The following is a 12,357-nucleotide window of genomic DNA, read 5'->3' on the forward strand; positions in this document are numbered from 1 at the left end:
TCGCGAGTGGGATTGATTTGTAAAATAGGTAGTGTAAACGACTGAACAGATAGATTCGAGGAGGAACTAGTGTGGCCGATAAAGTAATTGTTGTTGATGACGAAGTATCGATTGCGACGTTATTAAAATTTAATTTAGAACAAGCCGGATTTGAGGTCGAGACGGCCCATGATGGAAAAGCAGGGCTTGAATTAGCCGAGAAACAAGACGCGGTGTTGATCATCCTCGACTTGATGTTGCCGGAAATGGACGGGCTTGAAGTATGTAAACGGCTGCGCCAACAAAAAGTGAACACGCCGATCTTAATGTTGACGGCGAAAGACGACGAGTTCGATAAAGTGCTCGGTCTCGAACTTGGCGCTGACGACTATTTGACGAAACCGTTCAGCCCGCGCGAAGTCGTGGCCCGGGTCAAAGCGATTTTGCGCCGGTCAGGTCCACAGGAAACGACGACGGTCGACGCCGACGTCATCGAGATCGGAGACGTCAAAATCATCGCTTCGAACTATGAGGTTTTCAAAAAAGGCGAACGTCTCGAATTGACGCCGAAAGAGTTTGAACTGCTGGCTTATCTCGCCAAAAACAAAGGCCGTGTGTTGACGCGTGATCAACTGCTGTCAGCCATTTGGAACTATGATTTTGTCGGTGATACGCGTATCGTCGACGTTCATATTAGTCATTTGCGTGAAAAAATTGAGCCGGTGACGAAGAAACCGACGTACATCAAGACGATCCGAGGTCTCGGTTATAAGATGGAAGAACCGATGCCCGAATGAAGACGTATCGCTCGCGTTTTTTGACGACACTCATCCTGCTCGTGACGGGCGTGCTGCTGACACTCGGGATCGTGCTCGGTCAACTGTTCAAAGATTTCTATTTGGACTCGGAGCGCGACCGGTTGAAAGAAGACGCCCAACTCGCCGCCTTGTATTTGGACGGGGGTGAGCTTGAGCAGATTCGTGACTACGTTCGACAAATCGATGATGAGAGCAGTTTCGACATCTTGCTGTTGAACCGAAGGATGGAAGTGATTGCCGGCACGCCGTTCCGCGTCGGAGCGTTCGAATACCGGATTGACGCCGACACGATTCCGGTTAACGGTGCGTTCGGCAACGCGACACGCGACGATTTGATCCAGTTCACGAAACCGATTGAACTGTCGACCGGTGAAACGGTCTACCTTAGCTTCATCCGCTATATTTCTGACTTAGAAGGTGTCTACAACCGGATTTGGCTGACGGTCGCGCTCGCATTGTTCTTCTCATTCTTCCTCATTTTATTCGTCCTCCACAATCTGACGAACCAGTTCATCCGGCCAATCGATGAGGCGACGATCGTGTTACGCGAACTCGCCGACGGGAATTACCGGGCCCGTGTGTATGAACTACGCAACGATGAAGAGACGGGAAGTCTGGCCGGGTCGATTAACGTCCTCGCCCGTAACTTAGAGACGATCTCGCTCGGGGAGTCGGTGCAGCGGGCAAGGCTCGAGTCACTGATCGAGTATATGGGAGCCGGTCTGTTGCTCGTCGATGAACGCGGTATCGTTACGCTCGTCAACCGGTCGTACCGGGATATGTTCCAATATGACGATTTGATGATCGGCCAGTTTTACCATGGCATTTTACCGAGTCCGGACGTCGAGACGTTGATCGAGGACGTCTATTTGACAGAAGAGCCGCACCGTCGCCAGCTATCGATTCGAATCGGGTTCAACCAAAAGACGTATATGGTGTCAGCTGCCCCGATCTTTAGCGATACCGGCATGCTGCGCGGGACGACGCTATTGTTTAACGACATCTCCGAACTGAAACGGCTTGAGAAAATGCGGAAAGATTTCGTCGCGAACGTGAGCCATGAATTGAAGACGCCGCTCACTTCGATCAGAGGCTTCAGTGAGACGTTACTCGACGGGGCGAAAGAAGTGCCCGAGTTGCGCGATCAATTTTTGGATATTATCCAAAAAGAAGCGACTCGCATGCAAATGCTCGTCGAGGACTTGCTCGAACTGTCACGGCTCGAGCAGGAAAATTTCCATTTAGAGTTCACGCCTGTCCAACTCAATCAGCTCGTCGAAGAGGTGTGTCTCGTCTTAAGCCAGAAGGCGGAGCAAAAATCAATCCATCTTGAAGCGCATCACGACGGCGACGTCGTCTTGCAAGCGGACTTGAATCGGATCAAGCAAGTCATCTTGAACCTTGTCGCGAACGCGATCAACTATTCTCCAGAAGGCAGCCAGGTCGAGATTACGGTCGAGAAGCGGGAGACGACGGCGCGCTTGATCGTCAAAGACGACGGGATCGGCATCGCTCCAAAAGAAGTGAGCCGTATATTCGAACGGTTTTACCGGGTCGACAAGGCCCGGAGTCGAAATTCTGGAGGGACCGGCCTTGGCCTCGCCATCGTCAAGCACATCGTCGATCTTCATCATGCGACGATCCATGTCGACAGTGATGAAGGCGTTGGGACGACGTTCACAATCGAATTCCCGCTCGCTTAACAAGGAATTTATATCGCGTTCACACGAACTTTACAAACAGATGCTACTCTATTGATGAGACCTCTTCATCATCTCGTATCCCGGCCGGTGCTCATCTCCACTCGGTCGAGAAGATTGACCCTTTTCTAGTACTTAGAAAAGGGTCTTTTTTTTCGAGCGCATGTGCCCGTATGATATGATGGATACAGAAGAGAATGGAGGTTGGACGATGAATAAATTACTGCTTCTCGATGGAAACTCACTGACGTATCGTGCGTTTTTCGCGTTGCCTCCGATGACGGATGCATCGGGACGAAACACGAACGCGGTATATGGGTTCACGATGATGCTTTTAAAATTGATGGAAGACGAGCAACCGACGCATTTCGCGGTCGCGTTCGATGCGTCGAAGAAGACGTTCCGCCACGATACATATGCGGACTATAAAGGTGGGCGGCAGAAAACACCAGGTGAGCTCCGCGAACAGTTCCCGATCGTTCGTGAATTGTGTGAGGCGTTCGGGATCAAAGTGCTCGAACTCGATCAATATGAGGCTGATGACATAATCGGGACACTTTCGAAAAACGAGGCGTTCGAACAAGTCACGGTCGTCACGGGTGATAAAGATTTACTTCAACTGATCAATCAGCGAGTCACCGTCTACTTAACGAAACGTGGCATAACTGACGTCGAGACGATGGACGAGGCGGCGTTCCACGAACGTTACGAGGGCTTGGCACCTCGCCAAATGATCGATCTCAAAGGGCTGATGGGCGATAAATCCGATAACATACCGGGAATTCCTGGTGTCGGCGAGAAGACGGCGCTCAAGTTGCTGTCAAATTACGGCTCGGTCGAAGGGCTGTATGAACATACACATGAGTTAAAAGGGAAGCAAAAAGAAAAAGTCGAGGCGAACGAGCAGGAAGCTCGAATGTCAAAACAACTCGCGACGATCCATACGGACGTCCCGATCGACGTCAGTGTGGATGACTTACAGTTCCATCCGTATGACGCGGCAAAAGTCAAACCGTTGTTCATGAGCCTTCAGTTCAAATCACTGGTCAGTAAGCTGAACACCGATGCGACGACGGAAGAGGCGGCAGAAGCGCGAGACGTGACGCACGTCGGCATCGAACAGCAAGATTTGTCGGAAGCCGTCCTGTTTATCGAACAGCTGCGGGACGACTATTTCGAAGACGACATCATCGGTGTGGCGATCGCATCGAAAGTCGGTGTGACCGTCGGTGATATGTCGTTGTTAGACGTACCGGACGTGAAGGCTTGGCTAGCGGACGAGACCCGGAAAACAATCTGTTTGGATGCCAAACAGACGATCATTCAATTGAAACGGAACGAATTGACACTTCGCGGCTACGAAGACTTGCTCGTCGCCGGCTATTTGCTCAACTTGTCGGGCGGAACGACGCTCGATTCGATCGCCGCGCACTTCGATTACGCGTTGCCTGAAGACGAGGCCGTCTACGGGAAAGGGGCGAAACTGCACGTGCCGGAACAAGCGGTGCTCGACCAACATCTTGGCGAGAAGGCGATGGCTATCTTCACGTTGTTCGCGAAAGTCATTCCGGAAATCGATGAAAACGAGCAGACGTCACTTTATCAAGATTTAGAACGTCCGCTCGCCTCGGTGCTCGCGGAAATGGAATGGGCCGGAATTCACGTCGACGTGGCGACGCTTCAAGCGATGGAAACCGATCTCAGGGACCGCCTTGATCAGCTCGAGACAGAAATTCACGGATTGGCCGGCGAGTCGTTCAATATCAATTCGCCGAAACAGCTTGGCGTCATCTTGTTTGAGAAGTTGGCACTCCCACCCGTGAAGAAGACGAAAACCGGATACTCGACGGCGGCCGACGTGTTAGAGAAGCTAGCGCCGCTCCATCCGATCGTCGAACATATCATGCATTACCGTGAGCTCGGAAAACTGCAGTCGACGTACGTCGAGGGCTTACAAAAAGTCATCAAAGCGGACGGGAAGATTCATACACGCTACACGCAGACGCTCACACAGACAGGGCGACTGTCATCGGTCAATCCGAACTTGCAAAACATCCCGATTCGGCTCGAGGAAGGACGCCGAATCCGTAAGGCGTTTACGGCAAGTGAGCCGGGCTGGGTGCTGTATGCGGTCGACTACTCGCAGATCGAGCTGCGGATCATGGCGCATATGTCGCAAGACGCGAAGATGCTCGAGGCGTTTTTAAATGACGAAGATATTCATACGTCGACGGCGGCGAACGTGTTCCGCGTCGCCAAAGAAGAAGTGACGTCGCTCATGCGGCGTCAAGCGAAGGCGGTCAACTTCGGGATCATTTATGGCATCAGTGATTATGGGTTGTCGCAAAACCTCGGCATCAGCCGTAAAGAAGCGCAGACGTTCATCGACACGTACTTCGAGCAGTTCCCTGGTGTGAAGCGCTTCATGGATGCCGCTATCGAGCGGGCGCGGGAACATGGGTATGTCGAGACGATGCTCAAACGTCGCCGTAACATCCCGGACATCCATTCACGTAACTTCAACTTGCGGGGCTTTGCCGAACGGACGGCTATCAACACGCCGATTCAAGGAACGGCGGCGGACATCATTAAAAAAGCGATGATCGACGTCGATACGGCGCTTCGAGCATCGGGTCTGCAATCGAAACTATTGCTTCAAGTCCACGATGAACTCATCTTTGAAGGACCGCTTGCTGAGACGTCCGCGCTTGAAAAACTTGTGAAACAAGCGATGGAACATACGATCACACTCGATGTCCCGCTTCGGGCGGACGGCTCGTTCGGTGAGACGTGGTTCGACACGAAATAAAGTAAAGGAAGGAAATCGATATGCCAGAATTACCAGAAGTAGAGACGGTCTGTCGCCGACTGCGACCGTTCGTCTCCGGAAAAACGATTCAAGACGTCAATGTACGCGACGCGAAAATCATTCGCGGACATGAGGCCGACGTGTGGGTACAACAGCTGATCGGCGAGACGATGGTCGACGTCGAGCGGCGCGGCAAGTTCATTTTATTTAAATTGACGAACGGCTACCTCGTCTCTCATTTACGGATGGAAGGGAAATTCTTTCCGCACAGCGAAGCCGTCGATCCGGTCAAGCATACGCACGTCGTCTTCACGTTCACCGACGGTACGAGCCTGCACTATAACGACGTCAGGAAGTTCGGCACGATGGAACTTCGGACGAACGACGAGTTGTTCGTGACGCCGCCGCTGTCGCTGCTCGCGCTCGAGCCGTTCGACCCTGAAGTGACGGCCGAAACGTTGCACGCCCGTCTGAAGCGCATGAACGTGAGAGCGATCAAGACGGCGTTACTCGATCAATCGATTTTTGTCGGTCTCGGCAATATTTATGTCGATGAGACGTTGTTCCGGGCACGGATTCATCCGACCCGGCCAGCAGCCTCGCTTTCACTCACTGAAGTTGAGACCGTCCGTCAAGAAGCGGTCGCTGTGTTATTAGAAGCGATCGAGCGGGGTGGAAGTACGATCCGCAGCTATACGAATCCGGACGGGGCGGCTGGAACGTTTCAAGAGACGCTTTACGTCTACGGGCAGACCGGTGAACCGTGTCACAATTGCGGTCGGCCGATTGAAAAGATGAAACTAGGCGGACGGGGGACGCATTACTGTCCGCACTGCCAACAGTAAGAGGTGGACACAATGTTGAAAATTGGTTTGACAGGCGGCATCGCGACAGGGAAGTCGACGGTGTCCCGCCTATTCCGACAACAAGGGATTCCGATTATCGATGCCGACAAGATTGCCCGTACCGTCGTCGACCCTGAAGGTAAAGCTTACTCTGCTGTCCGAGAAGCGTTTCCGCGCTGTTTTGAAGGTGAGCAGTTGAACCGGCCGGCGCTCGGGCGAGAGATCTTCCATGACGAAGCAAAAAGGAAATTGTTGAATCAGCTCATGCATCCGGCGATCCGGGAAGAAATGCAGGAGCAGATGCATTCCTTTGCGGCAGCAGGGGAATCTGTCGTCATCTTCGACATCCCGCTCTTGTTCGAAGGGACGATGCGTGACCTCGTCGATTATACGGTCGTCGTCTACTGCCGGGAAGAGATGCAGTTGATGCGTCTCATGGAGCGTAACGGCTTGACGAAAGAAGAAGCGCTCGCAAGGATCCACTCGCAAATGCCGATCGAAGAAAAGAAGCATCACGCTGACTTTTTAATCAACAACAACGGGGCACTCGGAGACTTGTTGCCTCAAGTGACGCGTCTCGTCGAACAATTTCAAGACATGAAAAAAGAAGGCGACTGACGCCTTCTTTTTTTGTTCAGTTGAGCGGATCTGCGTCCGGTCGCCCTTTTTTCCATGTGTCGAAAATAGCGCGCCCGTCACTTGGGTGTCCGTTCGAGTAATAGATCGGATAGAGCGAGAAGAACACATAATAAAACGAGAAATAGGCGAACTGATACGTGTAGAGTGTCGGTTCAATCTCCCGTGTCAGGATAAACCAGTTCACAATCAAGATACTCGATAGATTGAAGATCGACCCGCCCGCGTAGACGATACTCCTCGTCAAGCGATTACTGTATTTCAAGTCCGAGAATTGGCACCAGGCATCATAGAAGTAGACGCGGTTAAACTGCATGCGCCCGACCTTGAATAGCTTCTTCCCGGTCCCGATCTCCATATCGAGTGATCCCCCGAATAATTTCGCGAAAAAGAAATGCCCGAATTGATGGATAATTGTCACAATCGGTAAGATGACAAAAAACGAGATGACAAATTTGTCTAAGTCTGTCCAATCAAACATATAACGTAGCTCCTTTCCAAGCTCTACACCAAATTTCCCTCTTTTTCAAAAACGAAACTGTAAAAAAGTGATAAAAATGTGACGATACATAGTGAAAACGCTTCCATTTTTCCGTTATAATGGTGTCGTAACGCAGAAAAAAGGGGGAACTGGAATGGGGACGAAAGTTGCAATCAACGGGTTTGGACGAATCGGGAGAATGGTGTTTCGTAAATTGATGCTTGAAGGGCGTCACGACGTCGTGGCGATCAATGCGAGTTATCCGGCGGAGACGCTTGCTCACTTGATCAAGCACGATACGGTCCATGGGCCGTTTGAGCTCACTGTTCGAGCGCATGGGGATACGCTCGTTGTCGACGGGAAACAGATTCGGTTAATCGCAGAGCGTGACCCGGAACGATTACCATGGAAAGAACTTGATGTCGAGATCGTCGTCGAGGCGACGGGGAAATTCAATTCGGACGTCGGGGCGCGCAAGCATTTGATGGCCGGGGCGCAGAAAGTCATTTTGACGGCGCCGGGCAAAGGCGACTTACGGACGATCGTGATGGGGGTCAATGATCGCGAGTATATGCCGGAGCAAGACCATATCATCTCAAACGCCTCTTGTACGACGAACTGCCTCGCACCTGTCGTCAAAGTGCTCGATTCGACGTTCGGCATCGAGACAGGACTCGTCACGACGGTACACGCCTACACGAACGACCAGAACAATATCGACAATCCGCATAAAGATTTGCGCCGGGCCCGGGCTTGTGGTAGCTCCATTATACCGACTTCGACCGGGGCAGCCAAGGCGATCGGTCTTGTGCTTCCCGAGCTGCAAGGCAAGTTGAACGGGATGGCGCTCCGTGTCCCGACGCCGAACGTCTCGCTCGTCGATCTCGTCGTCGAGCTGCGTCGTGATGTCACGGCCGCCGAAGTGAACGATGCGTTCGAACGGGCCGCTTACGGAGAAATGACCGGGATTCTCGGTGTCTCGAACGAACCGCTCGTCTCAATCGACTTTAATGGAGACGAGCGCTCCTCGATTATCGATGCAGATTCGACGATGGTGCTCGGCGGCAACCACGTCAAAGTGCTCGCTTGGTATGACAACGAATGGGGCTATTCGTGCCGCGTCGTCGATCTTTTGGATATGGTAGCGAGCTACCTGCAAATCGGCCAACAAGAAACGCATGCTTGAGAAAATATATTTCGTCAAAAATATTTTAACGAATTCAAACAAATAGCTTGTATCGACGTCCTAAACAGGATACACTCAATCTCGTGAACTTCAATTGGTCTGACAAACGCAACTTAAAGGGTTAGGACCTCTCTGGACTAACTTGCCCCCGTGGTTGTGGGCGATTCAGGCACAAAGTGAGTGATCATCAACTACTTTGAGACCATTGATGTAAAGGGGGATCCACTTATATGGATACTATGGGACGTCACATTATTACAGAACTTTGGGAGTGCAATCCCGACAAATTGAACGATATCGACTACATCGAGCGCTTGTTCGTCGATGCAGCACTTCGCTCGGGCGCTGAAGTCCGCGAAGTCGCTTTCCACAAATTCGCGCCGCACGGTGTGAGTGGTGTCGTTATCATTTCAGAATCACATTTAACGATTCACAGTTTCCCAGAGCATGGTTACGCATCAGTCGATGTGTTCACATGTGGGGACCGGATCGATCCAGCGACAGCTTCACAATACATTGCTGAAGGCTTAGAAGCGAAAGTTCGCGAAGACGTCAAACTTGATCGCGGTATGGGACCGATTCGTGTTCCAGAAGCACAAGTGGCGATCAGCAAATAATCCGATTGACCTTTTGAGGCTGGCCGATTTTCGGTCAGCCCTTTTAATTGTTTTGTTAAGTCGTTAATTTTGATATGCTTAACGTATATAAATTAGGTGCCGAGGTGGACAATGGGATTACTAGACAAGTTTCAAACACATATCCAAACGGATGATACGCATAAAAATGAGGCGTTGCGCACGCGTTATTTCGCGACGTCGCCGAACGCAGTCCTGACATGGTTAGATGAACGAATTAAAACGGAGGGGCAGACGGTGCGCCGAATCGACGCCGAGCGAGGCGAGCTCGCCTTTTACGGTGACGGTTGGGACGCATTGGCCACAGTCGTTCAAGTGGACGGAGGGCGGACCGCCGTCGATTTCACGATGAATCGTGAACAAATGCTCGGTCCTGACCTGAAACAAGTTGTCGCTGCGTATTATGATGCTTTACAAAATAAGTTCCCACTCCGTGCCATCGGGAATCAATCTGTCGAACGATAAGGAGGGCTGAGCATGCGTTGTCCTAAATGTGATCATAACGGAACGAGGGTGCTCGACTCCCGACCAGTCCAAGATTATTATTCGATTCGACGCCGTCGCGAATGTGAAAAGTGCGGCTATCGCTTCACGACGTTTGAAACGGTTGAACAGACGCCGCTCATCATCGTCAAAAAGGACGGGAACCGCGAAGAGTTCAGTCGAGAGAAAGTTCTGCGCGGGATCATTCGCGCCTGTGAGAAACGACCGGTCACACTCGAGCAACTCGAGGGTGTGGTCACGAAAGTCGAACAACAGTTACGGGCGCTCGGCCAGTCCGAGATCCCGAGTGAACAAGTCGGCGAACTCGTCATGAACGAACTCGCCCGCGTCGATGAAGTGGCGTACGTCCGCTTCGCATCGGTCTATCGACAGTTTAAGGACATCTCTGTGTTCTTTAAAGAGTTAGAGGATTTAATGAAGCAAGAAAAATCGACCAACTAAAGGGGCGGCCTTCTGGTCGTCTTTTTTCAGGGGAGAAACGTTATGGAAAAAGAACGGATTCTTTACGGGACTGATGAGCTATTGATCATGAGCACTGGGCTCATTGATCGCGAGTCTTATCAGTCACTTTATCATTTATATCAACCCGTCATCGGCGTGAAGGCGCTCGCGTTGTATCAAACGCTTTGGAGTGAATTGAAGCCGGGTAAAATGAAGTCGAACTATATATCACATAGCGCCTTGTGTGAAATGCTTGATTATTCGATTAACGAACTGGCGGACAGTCTATTCCGGCTCGAAGCGATCGGCCTCGTCCGGACGTACAAGACGAAAGACGCACGGCTGACGCAATACGTCTATCAACTGAGAGTTCCGCTCGCGCCCCACACGTTCCTAAACGATGGGCTGTTATCGAGTTTTCTCTTCTATAAAGTAGGGGAGGTCCGATTCAAGCAGTTGCAAGGACGATTCACCATCGACCCGCTACCGGCAGGCATCGTCGAAGTGACAAAAGACTTCAATGAAGTGTTCGACGTCAAAGGGGTCAACCAGATGGCGTTCACTCAAAAAAATTATGAGAAGCCGGACCGCGCCAAGATCGAGATCAACTATACGTTCGATATGGATATCGTCAAAAAACTGACAAACTTCCCAATCGGCTTCTTCACGAAGAAGTTAGACGAGACGATCACAAAACTCGCGTACGTGTCGCAAATCGATGAAGAGACGATGGCCGAGATGCTAAAAGAGTATTTCGTTCACGAAGCGTACTTACCGCTCAGCGAACAAGAGAAGCGTGATGGTTGCAGGCAGATGGTATTACAATTGAAGAAAAAACAGACGAGACATCGAAAAGTGAAGTCAGACGAGACGGAGCAGGCGGAGGTCGGCGATTTGCATGACACAACGGTCATGGAGGAAGCACACCCGCATCAGTACGTATCGACGCTTCGGAAGACGCCACAACTTTCGAAAAGTGACGAACAGCTCATCATCGAGATGGTCGATACACTCGGTCTCGCACCAGGTGTGATCAACGCGCTGTTCTATTATTGTATCGAAGTGAAGAAACAGACGCGGCTCAGCGAGAATTACGTGATGCGCATCGCCACGAGTTGGAAGACGGCGGGCTATTTGCACGCAGGTGACGCATTAGAGCGTGAAGCGACGCAAGACGCGTTGATCGAGAAGAAGCAACAAAAACGTGAGAACGTCCAGCGTACGACGGTCGGCTCGCGTCGGAAAGACAAGACCGAGTTGCCGAAATGGCTCGAAGACGATGCGAAAGAGCAACGGTCTTACGATCAGAAGCGCAAAGAGGCGCTCGAATCATCGGTGCCAGATGACGCGGAACTCGTCAAATTGTTGAATGAACTGAAAGAGAAAGGATGAGCGACATGGAACGGATCAATCAGACGCTCGCCCAGATGATGAACCGTAAAGAAGTGCGGGAAGCGTACGAGTCGATTCGCAGACGAACTCTCGAGCACCCTGGTGTCATTACATTTTTAAAGGCGCATCCAGAACTCGACGAGACGGCGATCGAAGTCGGATTTACGAAATTGAGCGAATATGCCGAGCAGATGGACGGGAAGAAGCTTGTCGATGAACAAGCCGTTATCCCCGGGCATCAGCCGGTCCTTTATGTCGATCTCGGTCAAATTGCGATCCGCTATGAAGAGACGGTCGCTCACCGCCAAGCGAGACGTCAAAAAGAGATGGATCGAAAGTTCAAGAGCTTATTTTTACCGGAAGAAGTGCGGGAAGCGAGCTTTCAATCGTTTGATTATTCGGACGATGCCCGAAAGATCGCGCTCCGTGAGGCGATGCGATTCGTCTCGGGGATGAAGACGCGTCAAAAAGTGAACGGCCTTTACTTGTACGGCAGTTTCGGGGTCGGGAAGACGTACTTGCTCGCCGCGATCGCCAATGAACTCAAAGTCGCCGATATCGAGACGATTTTAGTTCACGCCCCGGGATTCGTCTCGGAAGCGAAACGTAAAATTCGTACCGATTCGTTCGATTCATTTTTGACCTCGTTCCAGCACGTGCCGATTTTGTTGATTGATGATATCGGCGCCGAGGCGATCAGCCCGTGGGTACGAGACGAACTGTTCGGGATTATTTTACAGTACCGCATGATGCATCGTCTGCCGACGCTCTACAGCTCAAACTTCAGCAGCGAAGAGCTCGAGACGCACTTCTCGATTGACGGCTCGCCGCAAAACAAGATGAAAGCACAGCGGCTCATGCAACGGATCTCGACGACGACGACACAGATCGAGCTGAAAGGCGAAAATCGTCGTCGGTAAAGGATTGTATT

The 12,357-nt window shown here is 51.4% G+C and carries 12 protein-coding genes; 11 read left to right on the forward strand and 1 reads right to left on the reverse strand.

What is annotated here, in order from left to right; translation table 11 throughout:
• Positions 1-71: 71 nt before the first annotated feature.
• The 5 genes from EVJ29_RS02370 to coaE all read left to right on the forward strand — a co-directional run bounded on the left by EVJ29_RS02370 (position 72) and on the right by coaE (position 6,769).
• On the forward strand, positions 72-776 hold the full coding sequence (locus EVJ29_RS02370; RefSeq protein WP_070326940.1) for a response regulator transcription factor: 705 nt from the start codon (positions 72-74) through the stop codon (positions 774-776).
• Complete coding sequence (gene pnpS / locus EVJ29_RS02375) at positions 773-2,500, forward strand: two-component system histidine kinase PnpS (RefSeq protein ID WP_131504692.1); 1,728 nt, start codon at positions 773-775, stop codon at positions 2,498-2,500. The genes EVJ29_RS02370 and pnpS overlap by 4 nt, the downstream gene beginning before the upstream one ends.
• A 208-nt stretch (positions 2,501-2,708) precedes the next feature.
• Positions 2,709-5,306 carry a DNA polymerase I gene (polA, locus tag EVJ29_RS02380; protein ID WP_131504693.1) on the forward strand — a complete coding sequence of 866 codons (2,598 nt, stop codon included), beginning with the start codon at positions 2,709-2,711 and terminating at the stop codon, positions 5,304-5,306.
• Positions 5,307-5,326: 20 nt separating this feature from the next.
• Positions 5,327-6,151, forward strand: coding sequence for a DNA-formamidopyrimidine glycosylase (gene mutM, locus EVJ29_RS02385; protein ID WP_070326943.1), 825 nt, complete (start codon positions 5,327-5,329; stop codon positions 6,149-6,151).
• A 12-nt stretch (positions 6,152-6,163) separates the two neighbouring features.
• The gene (gene coaE / locus EVJ29_RS02390) at positions 6,164-6,769 is read left to right on the forward strand and encodes a dephospho-CoA kinase (protein WP_070326944.1); all 606 of its coding nucleotides are present in this window, start codon (positions 6,164-6,166) and stop codon (positions 6,767-6,769) included.
• Positions 6,770-6,785: 16 nt separating this feature from the next.
• Here the strand turns inward: coaE and EVJ29_RS02395 are convergent, their stop codons facing one another.
• Complete coding sequence (locus EVJ29_RS02395) at positions 6,786-7,268, reverse strand: site-2 protease family protein (RefSeq protein WP_131490400.1); 483 nt, start codon at positions 7,266-7,268, stop codon at positions 6,786-6,788.
• Positions 7,269-7,422: 154 nt separating this feature from the next.
• Here EVJ29_RS02395 and EVJ29_RS02400 point away from each other — a divergent pair, with 154 nt between their 5' ends.
• The 6 genes from EVJ29_RS02400 (at position 7,423) to dnaI (ending at position 12,346) form a co-directional block, all read left to right on the forward strand.
• Positions 7,423-8,454, forward strand: coding sequence for a glyceraldehyde-3-phosphate dehydrogenase (locus EVJ29_RS02400; RefSeq protein WP_131463835.1), 1,032 nt, complete (start codon positions 7,423-7,425; stop codon positions 8,452-8,454).
• A gap of 230 nt (positions 8,455-8,684) precedes the next feature.
• Positions 8,685-9,071 carry an adenosylmethionine decarboxylase gene (gene speD, locus EVJ29_RS02405; protein WP_029595188.1) on the forward strand — a complete coding sequence of 129 codons (387 nt, stop codon included), beginning with the start codon at positions 8,685-8,687 and terminating at the stop codon, positions 9,069-9,071.
• Between the two features lie 111 nt (positions 9,072-9,182).
• Positions 9,183-9,554 (forward strand): hypothetical protein, encoded by a 372-nt coding sequence (locus EVJ29_RS02410; RefSeq protein WP_070326947.1) that lies wholly within the window; start codon positions 9,183-9,185, stop codon positions 9,552-9,554.
• Between the two features lie 12 nt (positions 9,555-9,566).
• Complete coding sequence (gene nrdR / locus EVJ29_RS02415; RefSeq protein ID WP_035385865.1) at positions 9,567-10,034, forward strand: transcriptional regulator NrdR; 468 nt, start codon at positions 9,567-9,569, stop codon at positions 10,032-10,034.
• A 42-nt stretch (positions 10,035-10,076) separates the two neighbouring features.
• A complete protein-coding gene (locus EVJ29_RS02420; protein ID WP_131463833.1) occupies positions 10,077-11,426 on the forward strand; it encodes a DnaD domain protein in 1,350 nt (449 codons plus the stop codon).
• A 5-nt stretch (positions 11,427-11,431) separates the two neighbouring features.
• Positions 11,432-12,346: a primosomal protein DnaI gene (dnaI, locus tag EVJ29_RS02425; RefSeq protein WP_070326949.1), complete on the forward strand. Its 915-nt coding sequence runs from the start codon at positions 11,432-11,434 to the stop codon at positions 12,344-12,346.
• Positions 12,347-12,357 lie beyond the last annotated feature (11 nt).

Origin of the sequence: Exiguobacterium sp. SH4S7, assembly GCF_004336795.1 — a bacterium.
Lineage (GTDB): Bacteria > Bacillota > Bacilli > Exiguobacteriales > Exiguobacteriaceae > Exiguobacterium > Exiguobacterium aurantiacum_A.

What these genes read in the sequence shown, in the direction of transcription:
- dnaI (WP_070326949.1), top strand. Translation starts at nt 11,432, where the DNA reads ATGGAACGGATCAATCAGACGCTCGCCCAGATGATGAACCGTAAAGAA.
- EVJ29_RS02395 (WP_131490400.1), bottom strand. Translation starts at nt 7,268, where the DNA reads ATGTTTGATTGGACAGACTTAGACAAATTTGTCATCTCGTTTTTTGTC.
- EVJ29_RS02400 (WP_131463835.1), top strand. Translation starts at nt 7,423, where the DNA reads ATGGGGACGAAAGTTGCAATCAACGGGTTTGGACGAATCGGGAGAATG.
- pnpS (WP_131504692.1), top strand. Translation starts at nt 773, where the DNA reads ATGAAGACGTATCGCTCGCGTTTTTTGACGACACTCATCCTGCTCGTG.
- EVJ29_RS02410 (WP_070326947.1), top strand. Translation starts at nt 9,183, where the DNA reads ATGGGATTACTAGACAAGTTTCAAACACATATCCAAACGGATGATACG.
- EVJ29_RS02420 (WP_131463833.1), top strand. Translation starts at nt 10,077, where the DNA reads ATGGAAAAAGAACGGATTCTTTACGGGACTGATGAGCTATTGATCATG.
- mutM (WP_070326943.1), top strand. Translation starts at nt 5,327, where the DNA reads ATGCCAGAATTACCAGAAGTAGAGACGGTCTGTCGCCGACTGCGACCG.
- nrdR (WP_035385865.1), top strand. Translation starts at nt 9,567, where the DNA reads ATGCGTTGTCCTAAATGTGATCATAACGGAACGAGGGTGCTCGACTCC.
- coaE (WP_070326944.1), top strand. Translation starts at nt 6,164, where the DNA reads ATGTTGAAAATTGGTTTGACAGGCGGCATCGCGACAGGGAAGTCGACG.
- speD (WP_029595188.1), top strand. Translation starts at nt 8,685, where the DNA reads ATGGATACTATGGGACGTCACATTATTACAGAACTTTGGGAGTGCAAT.
- polA (WP_131504693.1), top strand. Translation starts at nt 2,709, where the DNA reads ATGAATAAATTACTGCTTCTCGATGGAAACTCACTGACGTATCGTGCG.